General features: G+C 72.3%; 15 protein-coding genes. All 15 read left to right on the forward strand.

Annotation, left to right across the window (positions count from 1 at the left end; genetic code table 11):
• Positions 1-193 precede the first annotated feature (193 nt).
• The gene (locus tag GPY60_RS22660; RefSeq protein ID WP_197283791.1) at positions 194-394 is read left to right on the forward strand and encodes a hypothetical protein; all 201 of its coding nucleotides are present in this window, start codon (positions 194-196) and stop codon (positions 392-394) included.
• Positions 391-2,439, forward strand: a complete 2,049-nt coding sequence (locus GPY60_RS22665) for a peptidoglycan D,D-transpeptidase FtsI family protein (RefSeq protein WP_156689940.1) — start codon at positions 391-393, stop codon at positions 2,437-2,439. Before GPY60_RS22660 ends, GPY60_RS22665 begins: the two co-directional genes overlap by 4 nt.
• A 54-nt stretch (positions 2,440-2,493) precedes the next feature.
• Entirely contained in the window at positions 2,494-4,086 is a 1,593-nt protein-coding gene (locus GPY60_RS22670; RefSeq protein ID WP_156689941.1) for a UDP-N-acetylmuramoyl-L-alanyl-D-glutamate--2,6-diaminopimelate ligase, read from the forward strand.
• Positions 4,083-5,615 carry a UDP-N-acetylmuramoyl-tripeptide--D-alanyl-D-alanine ligase gene (locus tag GPY60_RS22675; protein WP_156689942.1) on the forward strand — a complete coding sequence of 511 codons (1,533 nt, stop codon included), beginning with the start codon at positions 4,083-4,085 and terminating at the stop codon, positions 5,613-5,615. The genes GPY60_RS22670 and GPY60_RS22675 overlap by 4 nt, the downstream gene beginning before the upstream one ends.
• A complete protein-coding gene (gene mraY, locus GPY60_RS22680; protein WP_156689943.1) occupies positions 5,612-6,691 on the forward strand; it encodes a phospho-N-acetylmuramoyl-pentapeptide-transferase in 1,080 nt (359 codons plus the stop codon). The genes GPY60_RS22675 and mraY overlap by 4 nt, the downstream gene beginning before the upstream one ends.
• Complete coding sequence (gene murD, locus GPY60_RS22685) at positions 6,691-8,148, forward strand: UDP-N-acetylmuramoyl-L-alanine--D-glutamate ligase (RefSeq protein ID WP_156689944.1); 1,458 nt, start codon at positions 6,691-6,693, stop codon at positions 8,146-8,148. Before mraY ends, murD begins: the two co-directional genes overlap by 1 nt.
• 60 nt (positions 8,149-8,208) lie before the next feature.
• On the forward strand, positions 8,209-9,852 hold the full coding sequence (gene ftsW / locus GPY60_RS22690; protein WP_156689960.1) for a putative lipid II flippase FtsW: 1,644 nt from the start codon (positions 8,209-8,211) through the stop codon (positions 9,850-9,852).
• A complete protein-coding gene (gene murG, locus GPY60_RS22695) occupies positions 9,849-11,081 on the forward strand; it encodes an undecaprenyldiphospho-muramoylpentapeptide beta-N-acetylglucosaminyltransferase (RefSeq protein WP_156689945.1) in 1,233 nt (410 codons plus the stop codon). The genes ftsW and murG overlap by 4 nt, the downstream gene beginning before the upstream one ends.
• Positions 11,082-11,116: 35 nt before the next feature.
• Positions 11,117-12,547 carry a UDP-N-acetylmuramate--L-alanine ligase gene (murC, locus tag GPY60_RS22700; protein WP_231639789.1) on the forward strand — a complete coding sequence of 477 codons (1,431 nt, stop codon included), beginning with the start codon at positions 11,117-11,119 and terminating at the stop codon, positions 12,545-12,547.
• Positions 12,544-13,500, forward strand: coding sequence for a cell division protein FtsQ/DivIB (locus GPY60_RS22705; protein WP_156689946.1), 957 nt, complete (start codon positions 12,544-12,546; stop codon positions 13,498-13,500). Before murC ends, GPY60_RS22705 begins: the two co-directional genes overlap by 4 nt.
• A gap of 277 nt (positions 13,501-13,777) precedes the next feature.
• Positions 13,778-14,932: a cell division protein FtsZ gene (gene ftsZ, locus GPY60_RS22715; RefSeq protein ID WP_156689962.1), complete on the forward strand. Its 1,155-nt coding sequence runs from the start codon at positions 13,778-13,780 to the stop codon at positions 14,930-14,932.
• 77 nt (positions 14,933-15,009) lie between these two features.
• Entirely contained in the window at positions 15,010-15,729 is a 720-nt protein-coding gene (pgeF, locus tag GPY60_RS22720) for a peptidoglycan editing factor PgeF (RefSeq protein WP_197283793.1), read from the forward strand.
• Between the two features lie 4 nt (positions 15,730-15,733).
• The gene (locus GPY60_RS22725; RefSeq protein WP_370462799.1) at positions 15,734-16,552 is read left to right on the forward strand and encodes a YggS family pyridoxal phosphate enzyme; all 819 of its coding nucleotides are present in this window, start codon (positions 15,734-15,736) and stop codon (positions 16,550-16,552) included.
• A gap of 61 nt (positions 16,553-16,613) precedes the next feature.
• Positions 16,614-17,261 carry a cell division protein SepF gene (locus GPY60_RS22730; RefSeq protein ID WP_156689948.1) on the forward strand — a complete coding sequence of 216 codons (648 nt, stop codon included), beginning with the start codon at positions 16,614-16,616 and terminating at the stop codon, positions 17,259-17,261.
• A gap of 154 nt (positions 17,262-17,415) precedes the next feature.
• Positions 17,416-17,706 (forward strand): YggT family protein, encoded by a 291-nt coding sequence (locus GPY60_RS22735; protein WP_156689949.1) that lies wholly within the window; start codon positions 17,416-17,418, stop codon positions 17,704-17,706.
• Positions 17,707-17,761 lie beyond the last annotated feature (55 nt).

Genomic DNA, 17,761 nt, shown 5'->3' on the forward strand with positions numbered 1-17,761 from the left:
CGCCGGGTGACAAGGTCGTAATCTTGTCAACCATGCTGAATACAGCAGATCGTCAGCTGCAGCTACGATGTAGAAGCATCTTGCTGTGTCTTTTTTTTTTTCAGTTTAGCCCGCCCCGCCGACATCTCCGCAGGGAGTATCGTCGGCAGCGTCGGATTTCTATAAGAGACAGCCCGCCCCCGGCCCCGCCGAGGTGTCGATCCCGTTGGGCGGGTTGCCCATTCCGGCGCCGGCCCCTGCGCCGCTGGCCCCGCCGGCTGAGGTGCCGGTGCTCGTGCAGCCGGGGGCGGCGCCGCCGCAGGCCCCCGCGATCGCCGGCGTCATTCCGCAACCGGCGCCGGCCGGCGCACCGCTGGCACCCCCCGCCGCCGTGACGCCGGGTGCCGGCCGATGAGCCGGGACGACAAGCGGGCGCGCCGTTCGGGGCCGGCGCGCGGTCCGCGCAAGGCCCGGCAGGCAGACGACCCCGCGGTGCCGAAGCGGTCGCGCAAGCGGCAGGCGCCGCCGGCGCCCGACGTTCGCGAGCCCCGCAGGTGGCGGAAGGCCAAGGAGGCGAAAGAAGTTCGCGCGGAGGCGGCCCCGGCCGGCCACTCGGCGCGGGAGCGTCGCACCCGTCAGATCGTGGAAGCCGGCACGCGCGGCGCGTCGTTCGTTTTCCGGCACCGGGCGGGCAACGCGGTGATCCTGGTGCTGATCGTGGTGGCGGCGGTGCAGCTGTTCGTCCTGCAGGTGACCGAGGCGCCGACGCTGCGCGCCCAGGCGGCCGGGCAGCTCAAGGTCACCGACGTCGAGAAGGCGGTCCGGGGCAGCATCGTCGACCGCAACAACGACCAGCTGGCGTTCACCACCGAGTCCCGGGCACTGACGTTCCAGCCCAAGCGGATTCGCCGACAACTCGACGAGGCGCGGGCGAAGAACTCGGCCGCGCCCGACCCGCAGCAGCGGCTGCGCGACATCGCCAAGGAGGTCTCGACGCGGCTGAACAACAAGCCCGACTTCGCGACCGTGCTGAAGAAGCTGCAGAGCGACGAGAACTTCGTGTACCTGGCCCGCGCCGTCGACCCCGCCATCGCCAGCGCGATCTCCGAGAAGTGCCCGGAGGTCGGCTCCGAGCGTCAGGACCTGCGGCAATACCCCGGCGGGTCCCTGGCCGCCAACATCGTGGGCGGCATCGACTGGGATGGACACGGGCTTTTGGGGCTCGAGGACTCGATGGACTCCGTGCTGTCCGGGACCGACGGCTCGGTCACCTATGACCGCGGCTCCGACGGCGTCGTCATCCCCGGCAGCTACCGCAACCGGCACAAGGCGGTCAACGGCTCGACCGTGCAGCTGACCATCGACGACGACATCCAGTTCTACGTCCAGCAGCAGGTGCAGCAAGCCAAGAACGTGTCGGGCGCGCACGACGTCTCGGCCGTCGTGCTCGACGCGAAGAGCGGCGAGGTGCTGGCCATGGCCAACGACAACACCTTCGACCCGTCGCAGGACATCGGGAAGCAGGGCGACCGTCAGCTGGGCAACCTGCCGGTGTCGTCGCCGTTCGAGCCGGGATCGGTGAACAAGGTGGTCACCGCGGCGTCGGTGATCGAGTACGGCCTGTCCAACCCCGACGAGGTGCTGCAGGTGCCCGGCTCGATCACCATGGGCGGGGTCAACATCCATGACGCCTGGGAGCACGGCGTGATGCCTTACACCACCACCGGCGTCTTCGGGAAGTCGTCCAACATCGGCACGCTGATGCTGGCGCAGCGCGTCGGGCCCGAGCGCTTCTACGACATGGTGCGCAAGTTCGGGCTCGGCCAGCGGACCAACGTCGGGCTGCCCGGTGAGAGCGCCGGCCTGGTGCCGCCGATCGACCAGTGGTCGGGCAGCACCTTCTCCAACCTGCCCATCGGACAAGGGCTTTCGATGACCCTGCTGCAGATGGCCGGCATGTACCAGGCGATCGCCAATGACGGGGTGCGCATCCCGCCGCGCATCATCAAGTCGACGATCGCCCCCGACGGCACGCGCACCGACGAGCCGCGGCCGGAGGGCGTCCGCGTGGTGTCGCCCCAGACCGCGCAGACGGTGCGGGGCATGCTGCGCGCCGTCGTGCAGCGCGACCCGATGGGATATCAGCAGGGCACCGGGCCGGCGGCCGGCGTGCCGGGCTACCAGATGGCCGGCAAGACCGGCACCGCGCAGCAGATCAACCCGGCCTGCGGCTGCTACTTCGACAACGTCTACTGGATCACCTTCGCCGGCATGGCCACGGTCGACAATCCCCGCTACGTGATCGGGATCATGATGGACAACCCCGAGCGCAACGCCGACGGCACGCCCGGCCACTCCGCGGCCCCGCTGTTCCACAACATCGCCGGTTGGCTGATGCAGCGGGAGAACGTGCCGCTGTCGCCCGACCCGGGACCGCCGCTGACCCTGCAGGCCACCTGACCTCCCGGCGCCGAGCGCGGTTGCGGCGCCACACGTCGGGCGCGGCTCGGTAGGGTGTCATGGCCATCATGGGGTGAGGCCGGGACGGAGGTGAGGGCGGTGTCTGATGGATTGCGCCCGGGCTCCGTCGCCGGGGTCCCGCTGGCCGGGTTGGCGGACCGGGTGGGCGCCGTGCTCGCCGACGGCGGCACCGTCATCCCCGACGTGCCGGTCACCGGCGTGACGCTGCGCGCGCAGGACCTGCGCCCCGGCGACCTGTTCGCCGCCCTGCCCGGCTCGTCGACACACGGCGCCCGGTACGCGGGCGACGCGATCGCCGCCGGCGCCGTCGCGGTGCTCACCGACGCCGCCGGCGTCGCCGAGATGGGCGACCGGGTCGCGACCGTGCCGACGCTGGTGCACCCCGCGCCGCGCGGCGTGCTGGGCGGCCTGGCCGCCACGGTGTACGGCAACCCCTCGGAGAAGGTGGCCGTCATCGGCATCACCGGAACCTCCGGGAAGACGACCACGACCTATTTGGTGGAGTCGGGCCTGCGCGCGGCCGGGCGCACGGCCGGGCTCATCGGCACCATCGGCATCCGGGTCGACGGCGAGGGCATCCCCAGCGCGCTCACCACCCCGGAGTCGCCGGCGTTGCAGGCCATGCTCGCGGCGATGGTCGAACGCGGCGTGGACACCGTCGTGATGGAGGTGTCCAGCCACGCGCTGACGCTCGGCCGCGTGGACGGCACCGCGTTCGCGGTGGGTGGCTTCACCAACCTGTCGCGCGACCACCTCGACTTCCACCCGACCATGGCCGACTACTTCGAGGCCAAGGCCCTGCTGTTCGACCCGGCGTCCCCGCTCCGGGCGCGGAAGGTCGTGGTGTGCGTCGACGACGACGCCGGGCAGGCGATGGCACAGCGCGCCGGGGACGCCGTAACCGTGAGCACCGCAGAGCATTTCGCCCGCCCGGCCGACTGGCGCGCCGCCGACGTGGCGCCGCTGGGGGCGGGCGGCCAGCAGTTCACCGTCGTCGACCCCGCCGGCGTTCACCACCGGGTCGGCATCCGACTGCCCGGCCACTACAACGTCGCCAATTGCCTTGTTGCGCTTGCGATCCTGGACCTGGTGGGCGTGTCGCCCGAGCAGGCGGCGCCGGGATTGCTGGACGCCCGCGTGCCCGGCCGGATGGAGGAGATCGACTGCGGCCAGGGCTTTCTCGCGCTGGTCGACTACGCCCACAAGCCGGGCGCGCTGCGCGCGGTGTTGAGCACCCTCAAGCGCCCGGACCGCCGGCTGGCGGTGGTGTTCGGCGCCGGCGGCGAGCGCGACCCGGGCAAGCGCGCGCCGATGGGCGCGACCGCCGCCGAGCTGGCCGATCTGGTGGTCGTCACCGACGACAACCCGCGCGGCGAGGACCCGGCCGCCATCCGCCGCGAGATCCTGGCCGGTACGGCCGAAGCGGGCGCCCGCGCCGAGGTGGTCGAGATCGGCGACCGGCGCGCGGCGATCCGGCACGCGGTCGCCTGGGCGCGCCCGGGTGACGTCGTGCTGGTTGCGGGCAAGGGCCACGAGACCGGGCAGAGCGGCGGCGGCCACACGCGCCCGTTCGACGACCGGGTAGAGCTCCGGGAGGCCTTGAAGGCGTTGGGAACTCGCCGGTGATCGACCTGACCGTCGCCCAGATCGCGGACATCGTCGGCGGGACGCTCGCCGACATCACACCCGAGGCGGCCGCCGCGACGCGCGTCACCGGGACCGTCGAGTTCGACTCGCGCGCAATCGGTCCCGGCGGCCTGTTCCTGGCGCTCCCGGGGGCGCGTGCCGACGGGCACGATCACGCCGCGTCGGCCGTGGCGGCGGGTGCGGTCGCGGTGCTGGCCGCCCGGCCCGTCGGCGTTCCCGCAATCGTGGTGCGGCCCGCCGCCGCCGCGGCCGCGCGGGCCGGCGTGCTCGAGCACGACGCCGACGGGTCGGGCGCCGCGGTGCTCGCGGCGCTGGCCAAGCTGGCCCGGGCGGTGGCCGCCGAGCTGGCGGCCGGTGGGCTGACGATCATCGGGATCACCGGCTCGTCGGGCAAGACCTCGACCAAGGATCTGGTCAGGACGGTGCTCGAGCCCCTGGGCGAGGTGGTGGCCCCGCCCGGCTCCTTCAACAACGAGCTCGGGCACCCGTGGACCGTGCTGCGCGCGACCCGCGACACCGACTTCCTGGTCCTCGAGATGTCGGCCCGGCACCCCGGCAACATCGCCGCGCTGGCCGAGATCGCCCGGCCCGCCATCGGTGTCGTGCTCAACGTCGGCACCGCGCACCTCGGCGAGTTCGGCTCCCGGGAGGCGATCGCACGCACTAAATCCGAACTGCCGCAATCGGTTCCGGCGGCCGGCGCGGTGATCCTCAACGCCGACGACCCCATCGTGGCCGCGATGGCGCAGAAGACCGCCGCGCGCGTCGTCCGCGTCGGCCGCGACCGGGACGCCGACGTCTGGGCCGGCGACGTGTCCCTTGACGAGCTGGCCCGCCCGCGCTTCACGTTGCACGCGCGCGGCACGCAGGCGCCGGTGCGGCTCGGGGTCTCCGGGGACCACCAGGTCAGCAACGCGCTGTGCGCCGCGGCGGTCGCCCTGGAGTGCGGCGGCACCGTCGAGCAGGTCGCCGCCGCGCTCGCCGGGACGGGCCCGGCGTCGCGCCACCGCATGCAGGTGACGACCCGCGCCGACGGGGTAACCGTCATCGACGACGCCTACAACGCCAACCCCGACTCGATGCGCGCGGGCCTGCAAGCGCTCGCCTGGATCGCGCACGGGGGCGCCGACGAGGGCGAAAAGCGCAGGAGCTGGGCGGTGCTCGGCGAGATGGCCGAGCTGGGGGAGGACGCGATAACCGAGCACGATCGCATCGGGCGGCTGGCCGTGCGCTTAGATGTGTCTCGACTCGTCGTCGTCGGAAGCGGGAGGTCGGTGAGCGCCATGCACCACGGAGCGGTCCTCGAAGGGGGATGGGGCTCCTGGGGCGCCGAGGGCGATCGGGGGGCGGTGACCGTGGCCGACGCCGACGCGGCCCTGGCCCTCTTGCGCGCCGAACTGCGGCCCGGCGACGTCGTGCTGGTCAAGGCGTCGAACGCGGCGGGACTGGGCGCGCTCGCCGACGCCCTCGCGGCCAACGGCGGGATCCACGGCGGGGCCCGCCTGTGAGACAGATCCTGATCGCCGTCGCCGTCGCCCTGATGGTGTCGATCCTGTTGACGCCGGTGCTGATCCGCCTGTTCACCAAGCAGGGATTCGGTCACCAGACCCGCGAGGACGGTCCGCCCACCCACCACAGCAAGCGCGGCACGCCGTCCATGGGCGGGGTCGCCATTCTGGCCGGAATCTGGGCGGGCTACCTGGGCACGCACCTCGCCGGCCTGGCGTTCGACGGCGAGGGCGTCACCGCATCCGGCTTGCTGGTGCTGGGCCTGGCCACCGCGCTGGGCGCCGTCGGGTTCGTCGACGACCTGATCAAGGTCCGCAAGTCGCGCAACCTCGGGCTCAACAAGACCGCCAAGGCGCTCGGCCAGCTCGCGGCCGCGGTGATCTTCGGGGTGCTGGTCCTGCAGTTCCGCAACGGCGCCGGCCTCACTCCGGGCAGCCCCGACCTGTCCTACGTGCGCGAGATCGCCACCGTCACCCTGACGCCCGGGCTGTTCGTGCTGTTCTGCGTCGTCATCGTCAGCGCCTGGTCCAACGCGGTCAACTTCACCGACGGCCTCGACGGCCTGGCCGCCGGGTCCATGGCCATGGTCACCGCCGCCTACGTGCTGATCACGTTCTGGCAGTACCGCAACGCCTGCGTCACGGCCCCGGGGCTGGGCTGCTACAACGTGCGCGACCCGCTGGACCTGGCGCTGATCGCGGCCGCCACGGCCGGCGCCTGCATCGGCTTCCTCTGGTGGAACGCCGCGCCCGCCAAGATCTTCATGGGCGACACCGGCTCGCTGGCCCTGGGCGGCATCATCGCCGGGCTGTCGGTGACCAGCCGCACCGAGATCCTCGCCGTCGTGCTGGGTTCGCTCTTCGTCGCCGAGGTCACCTCCGTCGTGCTGCAGATCCTGGCGTTCCGGACCACCGGGCGCCGGGTCTTCCGAATGGCGCCGTTCCACCACCATTTCGAGTTGGCTGGATGGGCCGAGACCACGGTGATCATCCGGTTCTGGCTCCTGACCGCGATCACTTGCGGCCTGGGTGTGGCGCTGTTCTACGGTGAGTGGCTCGCCGCGATCGGTGCGTGATGAGCGGTCTCGAACCACTGGGTCCGGAGACGCCGGTGCTGGTGGCCGGCGGCGGGGTGACCGGAAAGGCCGTGCTGGCGGCCCTGACCCGGTTCGGTGCGGCGCCAACGCTGTGCGACGACAACCCCGAGACGCTGCGCCGGTTCGCCGACGGCGGCGTGGCGACGGCCCCGACGGACGAGGCGATGCGGCGCATCGGCGACTACGCCCTGGTGGTCACCAGCCCGGGCTTCTCCCCGGCCACCCCGCTGCTGGCCGCGGCGTCGGCCGCCGGCGTGCCGATCTGGGGTGACGTGGAGCTGGCCTGGCGCCTCGACGCCGCCGGCCAGTACGGGCCGCCGCACCGCTGGCTGGTGGTCACCGGGACGAACGGCAAGACGACCACGACGTCGATGCTGCACGCCATGCTGGTCGCCGGGGGACTGCGTAGCGTGCTGTGCGGCAACATCGGCGATCCCGTGCTCGACGTGCTCGACGCCCCCGGTGACCTGCTGGCCGTCGAGCTGTCCAGCTTCCAGCTGCACTGGGCGCCGTCGCTGCGCCCCGAGGCGGGCGTGGTGCTCAACATCGCCGAGGACCACCTGGACTGGCACGCCTCGATGGTCGAATACACCGCCGACAAGGCGCGGGCCCTCAACGGCCGGGTCGCGGTCGTCGGCCTGGACAACGCCCGGGCCGCCGCCCTGCTGCCGTCCGCGCCGGCGCCGGTGCGCGTCGGGTTCCGGCTCGGCGAGCCGGCGCCCGGCGAGCTGGGTGTGCGCGACGGGCTCCTGGTCGACCGGGCCTTCGCCGACGACCTGGTCCTGCTGCCGGTCGACTCGATCCCCGTGCCTGGGCCGGTCGGGGTGCTGGACGCCCTGGCCGCCGCGGCCCTGGCGCGCAGCGTCGGCGTGCCCGCCGACGCGATCGCGGCCGCGGTGGCGTCGTTCCGTCTGGGCAGGCACCGGGCCGAGGTGGTGGCCGTCGCGGACGGGATCACCTACGTCGACGACTCCAAGGCCACCAACCCGCACGCCGCCGAGGCGTCGGTCCTGGCCTACCCGCGGGTGGTCTGGGTGGCGGGCGGTTTGCTGAAGGGCGCCTCGCTGGACGCCGAGGTCGCCAGGATCGCCCCGCGGCTGGTCGGGGCGGTGCTCATCGGCCGTGATCGGGGGGCGGTTGCCGAGGCGTTATCGCGACACGCGCCGGATGTCCCCGTCGTCCAGGTTGTGACAGGCGAGGATGCTGGTATGGATGCGACTGCTGTGGTTATCGGTACAGATGTGACAGAAGTCAACAATTCGCCCGGGACCCTCGGCGCTCGCGTCATGACGGCCGTCGTCGCCGCGGCCCGTGGCCTCGCCAAGCCCGGCGACACCGTGCTGCTGGCGCCCGCCGGCGCGTCGTTCGACCAGTTCACCGGTTACGCCGACCGGGGCGACGCCTTCGCGGCCGCCGTGCGCGCGGCGACCCGGTAGGTGGGTGTGGCTAACCCGCTGACCCGGCGCCTGCGCCGGAGCAAGAAGACCGCGGCCGAAATCGACGCCGCCGCCCCCGACGCTGCTGTTGACGCCGTCGAGGCCGAGGACGACACCGTCGAACCGGAACCCGGCGTCGACGAGGCGCCCGAGGTCACCGCCCCACCGGCGGCCCCGGCGACGCAACCGCCGCGGGAGGGCCCGGCCAGCCGGTTCGGCGCGTGGCTGGGCCGGCCGATGACCTCGTTCCACCTGATCATCGCCGTCGCGGGGCTGCTGACGACGCTGGGCCTGATCATGGTGCTCTCGGCGTCCGGTGTGCGCTCCTACGACGCCGACGGTTCGGCGTGGGTGATCTTCGGCAAGCAGGTCATGTGGACGGTGATCGGCCTCATCGCCTGTTACTTCGCGCTGCGGATGCCGGTGCGCTTCATCCGGCGCGTCGCGTTCACCGGGTACGTCGTCACGATCATCCTGCTGGTGCTCGTCCTCGTGCCCGGTATCGGCAACCTGGCCAACGGATCCCGCAAGTGGTTCGTGATCGCGGGCTTCTCGATGCAGCCCTCCGAGCTCGCCAAGATCGCGTTCGCGATCTGGGGCGCGCACCTGCTGGCGGCCCGCCGCATGGAACGGGCGTCGCTGCGCGAGCTGCTGATCCCGCTGGTGCCGGCCGGCGTGATCGCGCTGGCGCTGATCGTCGCGCAGCCCGACCTCGGGCAGACGGTGTCGCTGGGCATCATCCTGCTGGCGCTGCTCTGGTACGCGGGCCTGCCCCTGCGCGTGTTCGTCACCTCGCTGCTGGCCGTCTTCATGGCCGGAGCGGTCCTGGCCATGTCCGCGGGTTACCGCTCCGACCGGGTGCGGTCCTGGATGAACCCCGAGAACGACCCCATGGACACCGGCTACCAGGCCCGGCAGGCCAAGTTCGCGCTGGCGCACGGGGGCGTGTTCGGCGACGGGCTGGGCCAGGGCGTGGCCAAGTGGAACTACCTGCCCAACGCGCACAACGACTTCATCTTCGCGATCATCGGCGAGGAGCTCGGGTTCGTCGGGGCGTTCGGCCTGCTGGTCCTGTTCGGGCTGTTCGCCTACACCGGGATGCGGATCGCGCGCCGCTCGGCCGACCCGTTCCTGCGGCTGCTGACCGCCACCACGACGATGTGGGTGCTGGGCCAGGCGTTCATCAACATCGGCTATGTGATCGGCATCCTCCCGGTCACCGGCATCCAGCTACCCCTCATTTCTGCCGGTGGAACATCAACGGCGGCAACGCTTTTCATGATCGGCATCATGGCTAACGCGGCGCGCCACGAACCCGAGGCGGTGGCCGCGCTGCGCGCCGGGCGCGACGACAAGGTGAACAGGTTCCTGCGCCTGCCCCTGCCCGAGCCCTACGTGCCGAGCCGCCTGGAGTCGTTCCGCGATCGCAAGCGCGGTGGCGCCGGGTCCGGCAAGGGGTCGGGCAAGGCGGCCAACGGGGCCGGCAACGGCGCGCGCAAGGCCGCCAAGGCTCCCGCCCGCAAGGCGTCGCGCGACTCAGGCGCGCCGCCGCGGAATGCGCCGGCGCGGCGGCCCCGCCAGTCTGGCGGCACGGCTCAGACGCGGGGAAGGCATCATGGATCTGGCCAGCGCTCCGCAGCTCGCGGAGCCGGCCAGAGTCAGACACGGCGCGCACGCGCACTGGAAGGTCAGCGTTACGGGTGAACGACAGGGTCACAAGGCCGGCCGGCGGGCTGGGGGCAAGCCCCTCGCCCGCCGGTGCCGCATCATCCGTTGATCAGGCCCCGGCGCCCGACCCGTCGCCGCATCGCCCACTGTCGGTCGTGCTCGCCGGCGGCGGCACCGCCGGGCATGTGGAGCCCGCGATGGCCGTCGCCGACGCGCTCAGCGCCCTGGATCCGGGCGTCCGGATCACGGCGCTGGGCACCCACCGCGGCCTGGAGACGACGCTGGTGCCCAGGCGCGGCTACCACCTCGAGCTGATCACGCCCGTGCCGCTGCCGCGCAAGCCCACCGGCGACCTGGCGCGCCTGCCACCGCGGGTGTGGCGGGCCGTCCGCGAGACCCGCGCCGTGCTCGACGCGGTGCACGCCGACGTGGTGATCGGGTTCGGGGGGTACGTCGCCCTTCCGGCCTACCTGGCGGCGCGGGGGATCCCGCGGGTGCGCAGCCGCATCCCGGTGGTGATCCACGAGGCCAACGCCCGCGCCGGGATCGCCAACCGGGTCGGCGCCCGCAGCGCGGACCGGGTGTTGTCGGCGGTGCCGGCCTCCGGCCTGCCCCGCGCCGAGGTGGTGGGCGTGCCGATCCGCGCGACCCTCACAGCGCTGGACCGCGCCTCGCTGCGCGCCGAGGCGCGCAGGCACTTCGGCTTCCCCGACGACGCGAAGGTGTTGCTGGTGTTCGGCGGCTCGCAGGGCGCGGTCTCGCTCAACCGCGCCGTCTCCGGCGCCGCCGCCGACCTGGCCGCCGCCGGCGTGGCCGTCCTGCACGCGCACGGACCCAAGAACACCCTGGACCTGCGCACCCCGCAGCCGGGCGATCCGCCCTATGTGGCCGTGCCCTACCTGGACCGGATGGACCTGGCCTACGCCGCGGCCGACCTGGCGATCTGCCGGTCCGGCGCGATGACCGTCGCCGAGGTGTCGGCCGTCGGCCTGCCGGCCGTCTACGTGCCGCTGCCCATCGGCAACGGGGAGCAGCGGCTCAACGCGCTGCCGGTCGTCGAGGCCGGCGGCGGCATGCTCGTCGCGGACGCCGCGTTGACGCCGGCCGTGGTCGCCGAGCGCGTCGCCGGGCTGCTCAACGATTCCGACCGGTTGGCGGCCACGGCGCCGGCCGCGGCCCGGGTCGGTCACCGCGACGCCGCGCGGCAGGTCGCCCAGGCGGCCCTGGACATCGCGACGCGCGCCCGCGGTGGGGGACCACGGTGAACGCCGGGCTGCCCCCCGAGTTGGCCCGGGTGCACATGGTCGGCATCGGGGGAGCGGGAATGTCGGGCATCGCCCGCATCCTCATCGACCGCGGCGCGCTGGTCTCGGGCTCCGACGCCAAGGAGTCGCGCGGCCTGCACGCGCTGCGGGCGCGCGGCGCCCTGATCCGGGTGGGGCACGACGCCTCGTCGCTGGACCTGTTGCCCGGCGGGCCCACCGCGGTCATCACCACCCACGCCGCGATCCCCAAGACCAACCCCGAGCTGGTCGAGGCCCGGCGGCGCGGCATCCCGGTGGTGTTGCGGCCGGTCGTGCTGGCCAAGCTGATGGCCGGTCGCACCACCCTGATGGTCACCGGCACGCACGGCAAGACGACGACGACGTCGATGCTTATCGTGGCGCTGCAGCGCTGCGGGCTCGACCCGTCCTTCGCGGTCGGCGGCGAACTCGGCGAGGCCGGCACCAACGCCCACCACGGCAGCGGCAACTGCTTCGTCGCCGAGGCCGACGAGAGCGACGGCTCGCTGCTGGAGTACACGCCCGACGTCGTCGTCGTCACCAACATCGAGACCGACCACCTGGACTTCTACGGGAGCGCCGACGCCTACGTCGGGGCGTTCGACGCTTTCATGAAGCGCATCGCGCCCGGGGGAGCGCTCGTCGTCTGCACCGACGACCCCGGCGCGGCGGCGCTGGCCGAGCGGACGGCCGAGCTCGGCATCCGGGTGCTGCGCTACGGGTCGGGCCCCGACGACCGGTTGGCCGGCGCGTTGCTCTCGTGGGAGCAGCAGGGCATCGAGGCGGTCGCCCACATCCGGCTCGCGGGCGAGGCGCAGCCGCGCGTGATGCGGCTGTCGGTGCCCGGACGGCACATGGCGCTCAACGCGCTGGGCGCGCTGCTGGCCGCCGTCGAGATCGGAGCGTCGGCCGACACAGTGCTCGACGGGCTGGCCGGCTTCGAGGGGGTGCGCCGCCGGTTCGAGCTGGTGGGGTCCTCGGGGGTCGGCGCGGAGTCGGTGCGGGTGTTCGACGACTACGCCCACCACCCGACGGAGATCAGCGCCACGCTGGCGGCGGTCCGCACGGTCCTCGAGCAGACCGGTGGCGGGCGGTCGATCGTGGTGTTCCAGCCCCATTTGTATTCGCGCACAAAGGCTTTCGCCGCCGAGTTCGGACGCGCGCTGGACGCGGCCGACGAGGTGTTCGTGCTCGACGTCTACGGCGCGCGCGAACAGCCGCTCGCCGGCATCAGCGGCGCGACCGTCGCCGAGCACGTCAGCCGGCCGGTGCATTACATCCCCAATTTCTCGGCGGTCGCCGAGGAGGTGGCCGCGGTCGCCCGCCCGGGCGACCTGATCGTCACGATGGGGGCCGGCGACGTGACCCTGCTCGGGCCGGAGATCGTGACCGCGCTGCGGGCGCGGGCCAACCGCAGCGCGCCGGGACGCCCGGGGGCGCGGCGATGAGCGAGCCGCCGCAGGAACCCATCCCGGAGCCGGCCGGCAACGCCGGCACCGACGTGGCCGAGACGGCGGGGGAGCAACCGGCCGAGGCGGTCACCGCGCCGGTCCCCACCGGCCCGGCGGACCCGGCGGACCAGGCGGACCTCGAGGGACCGCGCCGGCGGGCCCGGCGGGAACGGGCCGAGCGCCGCGCGGCGCAGGAGCGCGCGCGGGCCATCGAGGAGGCGCGGCGGGAGGCCAAACGCCGCGTCAGCGGCCGGATCGTCGACGAGCGACCGGCCAAGCGGGGCGTCGTGCGGGGCCTGAAAATGCTGCTGGCGACGGTGCTGCTGGCGGTCGTCGGAGTCGGGCTGGCCCTCGTGCTGTACTTCACGCCCGCGATGTCGGCGCGCAGCATCGTCGTCACCGGCATTGGGACGGTGACCCGCGAGGAGGTGCTCGACGCGGCCCGCGTCAAACCGGGCACGCCGCTGCTGCAGATCAACACCAACCAGGTCGCCGACCGGGTGGCGGCCATCCGCCGCGTGGCCAGCGCGCGCGTGCAGCGGCAGTACCCGTCCGCGCTGCGGATCACCATCGTCGAGCGAGTTCCGGTGGCGGTCAAGGACTTTCCGGACGGCCCGCACCTGTTCGACCGCGACGGCGTCGACTTCGCCACCGGTCCGCCGCCGCCGGCGCTGCCGTACCTAGACGTCGCCGATCCCGGCCCCAACGACCCGGCGACCAAGGCCGCGCTGCAGGTGTTGACGGCCCTGCGCCCGGAGGTCGCCGGCCAGGTGGGCAAGATCGCGGCGCCGTCGACCGCGTCGATCACCCTCACCCTGGGCGACGGACGGGTGGTGATCTGGGGGACCACCGACCGCGCCGACGAGAAGGCGGAGAAGCTGGCCGCGCTGTTGACGCAGCCCGGGCACACCTACGACGTGTCCAGCCCGGATCTGCCGACGGTCAAGTAGGCGCCCGGAGCCCGGTCCTGGCGAGCGTCACTCTGGCGTGACGCTCGACGGGTGACGTCGACCGAACGTGAAGCCAGCCGCACGCTCGGCGCACGAAAAAAACACGCGCCGCCCGTCGGCGCGCCTGCGGGGTTAGCGCGCGCCGTGCCCATACCGTTCTGGTTGCACGGAACTACTTGACATAACTCTAACCCTATGGTTGAGGTTGAGGGTTTCGACACCCCGGCGGACACCCGCCATGGCGAGAGCTTGAGCCCACCAGGGAGGAAGACGAATGATGACCCCCCCGCACAACTACCTGGCCGTGATCAAGGTCGTGGGGATCGGTGGCGGCGGCGTCAACGCCGTCAACCGGATGATCGAGCAGGGCCTCAAGGGCGTGGAGTTCATCGCCATCAACACCGACGCGCAGGCGCTGTTGATGAGCGACGCCGACGTCAAGCTCGACGTCGGGCGCGACTCCACCCGCGGGCTGGGCGCCGGCGCGGACCCGGAGGTCGGACGCAAGGCCGCCGAGGACGCCAAGGACGAGATCGAGGAGCTGCTGCGCGGGGCGGACATGGTGTTCGTCACCGCCGGCGAGGGCGGCGGCACCGGCACCGGCGGCGCGCCCGTCGTCGCCAGCATCGCCCGCAAGCTGGGCGCGCTGACCGTCGGCGTGGTCACCCGTCCGTTCTCCTTCGAGGGCAAGCGCCGCGGTAACCAGGCCGAGAACGGCATCTCCGCGCTGCGGGAAAGCTGCGACACCCTGATCGTGATCCCCAACGACCGGCTGCTGCAGATGGGCGACGCCGCGGTGTCGCTGATGGACGCGTTCCGCAGCGCCGACGAGGTGCTGCTCAACGGCGTGCAGGGCATCACCGACCTGATCACCACGCCGGGCCTGATCAACGTCGACTTCGCCGACGTCAAGGGCATCATGTCCGGCGCGGGAACGGCGCTGATGGGCATCGGGTCGGCGCGCGGGGAGGGCCGCTCGCTCAAGGCCGCGGAGATCGCGATCAACTCGCCGCTGCTGGAGGCCTCGATGGAGGGCGCGCGGGGTGTGCTGATGTCCATCGCCGGCGGCAGCGACCTGGGCCTGTTCGAGATCAACGAGGCGGCGTCGCTGGTCCAGGACGCCGCGCACGCGGACGCCAACATCATCTTCGGCACCGTCATCGACGATTCCCTGGGCGACGAGGTGCGCGTCACGGTCATCGCGGCGGGCTTCGACGCCGCCGGGCCGGGCCGCAAGCCCGTCGTGGGCGACGCGACTGAAGCAGGCACGGGCGGCGCGCACCGCATCGAGTCGGCCCGGGCCGGCAAGCTCACCTCGACGTTGTTCGAGCCCGTCGACGCCGTCAGCGTCCCGGTGCACACCAACGGCGCCACCCTGAATATCGGCGGGGACGACGACGAGGTCGATGTGCCACCGTTCATGCGCCGCTGAGTCACATGTCGGTGACAACCGGACCCCGACGCCCGTCGGGGCGGCCTGGCCGACAAACTTTTCTCGATACTGGTGACGTGAGCGTTCGCATCCGGCGCGTGACCACCACCCGCGCGGGCGGTGTGTCGAGGCCGCCGTTTCACAGCTTCAATTTGGGCGACCACGTCGGCGACGACCCGCGCGCCGTCGCCGCCAACCGCGCCCGCCTGGCGGCCGCGATCGGCCTGGGTGACAAGCGGGGCGCCGACCGTGTGGTGTGGATGAACCAGGTCCACGGCGACCGCGTCGAGGTGGTCGACGGACCGCGTGAGTCGGCCGTCGAGGAGGCCGACGCGCTAGTGACCGCCACGCCGCGGCTGGCGCTGGCGGTGGTGAGCGCCGACTGTGTGCCGGTGCTGCTGGCCGACGCCCGCGCCGGGGTGGTCGCCGCCGTGCACGCCGGCCGGGTCGGTGCTCAGAAGGGAGTGGTGGCGCGGGCGGTCGAGGCGATGCTGGGGCTGGGTGCGCAGGCCGCCGACATCTCCGCGCTGCTGGGTCCGGCGGTCAGCGGCCGCAACTACGAGGTGCCCGCGGACATGGCCGACGAGGTCGAGGCGGCGCTGCCGGGCAGCCGCACCACCACGGCGGCCGGCACCCCGGGGCTCGACCTCCGGGCCGGGATCGCTTGCCAGCTCAAGGGTTTGGGCGTCACGTCGATCGACGCCGACCCGCGCTGCACGGTCGACGACCCGACGTTGTTCAGCCATCGCCGCGACGCGCCGACCGGGCGGCTGGCGTCCCTGGTGTGGATGGAGTGACCGCGTGGCCACAGGGGTGGAGGCCCAGGGAAATCCGGGGAGCCAGGGAGACCGCGAAGCGGAATTGACCCGCACGCTGGCGGCCGTGCGATCACGACTGGCGGCGGCCGCCGAAGCGGCGGGCCGCAATGTCGGCGAAATTGAACTTCTGCCCATTACCAAATTCTTTCCAGCAACCGATGTGATGATTTTGTCCCGATTGGGTTGCCGGGCCGTCGGCGAATCGCGCGACCAGGAAGCGTCGGCGAAGGTCGCCGAACTCGCCCGGCTGGCGGGTGCGTCTTCGAAGTCCCCCGGGAAGGCGCCGCAGGGCGACTTTCGCGGCATGCGCTGGCACATGGTCGGCCACATTCAGCGCAACAAGGCTCGGTCGGTCGCACGGTGGGCGCACACCGTCCACTCCGTCGACGGCGTCGCGCTGGTGACCGCGCTGGAGAGGGGGGTGGCCGCGGCGCTCGCCGAGGGCCGGCGCGCCGAGCCGCTGCGCGTCTACGTTCAGGTCAGCCTCGACGGCGACGCGGCGCGCGGGGGCGTCGACGTCTCGGCGCCCAAGGCGGTCGACCAGGTGTGCGATCAGGTGGCGGGCGCCAAGAACCTCGAGCTGGTCGGGCTGATGGGCATCCCACCGCTCGGCGCCGATCCCGACGAGGCCTTCGGTCGGCTGCGCGCGGAGCATCGGCGCGTCCTCGAATCGCACCCGGACGCCGTCGGCCTGTCCGCCGGAATGACCAATGACTTCGAAATTGCGGTCAAACACGGTTCGACGTGTGTGCGTGTCGGTACCGCGCTATTGGGTCCACGGCCGCTACCGTCACCGTATTGAGTCACTGTAGTCACATCTTCATCACTGACAACACACGCCAGGGGCTAGAAGGGTCAACGCAATGAGCACACTGCACAAAGTCAAGGCGTACTTCGGTATGGCTCCGATGGACGACTACGACGACGAGTACTACGACGACCGCGCCCCGTCCCGCGGCTTCCCCCGCCCCCGCTTCGATGACGGGTACGGCCGCATGGATGGCCGCTACGAGGGACGCGACTACGACGAGCGCGACCCCGACTACCCGCCGACCGGTGGCTACCGCGGCGGCTACGCGGACGACCCCCGCTACGGGCCGGTCCACCCCCGCGAGTTCGACCGGCCCGAGATGCCGAGGCCGCGCCTGGGCTCGTGGTTGCGCAACTCCACCCGCGGTGCGCTGGCGATGGACCCGCGCCGGATGGCGATGATGTTCGAAGAGGGCCACCCGCTGTCGAAGATCACGACGCTGCGCCCCAAGGACTACAGCGAGGCGCGCACGATCGGCGAGCGCTTCCGCGACGGCACACCGGTCATCATGGACTTGGTCGCGATGGACAACGCCGACGCCAAGCGGCTGGTCGACTTCGCGGCGGGCCTGGCGTTCGCGCTGCGCGGCTCGTTCGACAAGGTGGCGACCAAGGTGTTCCTGCTGTCGCCGGCCGACGTGGACGTCTCCCCCGAGGAGCGGCGCCGCATCGCCGAGACCGGCTTCTACGCTTACCAATAGCGCTCCCGGGCGCCGGATCACCGGGTCCGGCGCCCGCCCCGGCGGTTGATGCTGCTCACACGAGATGTGTGTCCGGCTACCTAGTCGGTACGCTGGCGATTGCCGCGCCAGTGCGCGGCGTTTGCCGTCTCATTGAGTAAGGTCGGGCTCGCAGTTGGTGCTGTTCTTTCAGATTCTCGGGTTTGCGCTGTTCATCTTCTGGCTGCTGCTCATCGCCCGGGTCGTTGTCGAGTTCATCCGCTCGTTCAGCCGTGACTGGCGCCCCACCGGAATCACCGTGGTGGTCCTGGAGATCATCATGTCGATCACGGACCCGCCCGTGAAGCTGCTGCGCAGGTTGATCCCGCAACTCACCATCGGGGCCGTCCGCTTCGACCTGTCCATCATGGTGCTGTTGCTGGTGGCGTTCATCGGCATGCAATTGGCCTTCGGGGCGGCTGCCTGACCCTGGGCGAATCGGGCGTGAATGGGGTTCAGTGGCGAGGCCGGAACGCCCGGAG

This window comes from Mycobacterium sp. Marseille-P9652 (assembly GCF_902652685.1).
Classification (GTDB): Bacteria; Actinomycetota; Actinomycetes; order Mycobacteriales; family Mycobacteriaceae; genus Mycobacterium.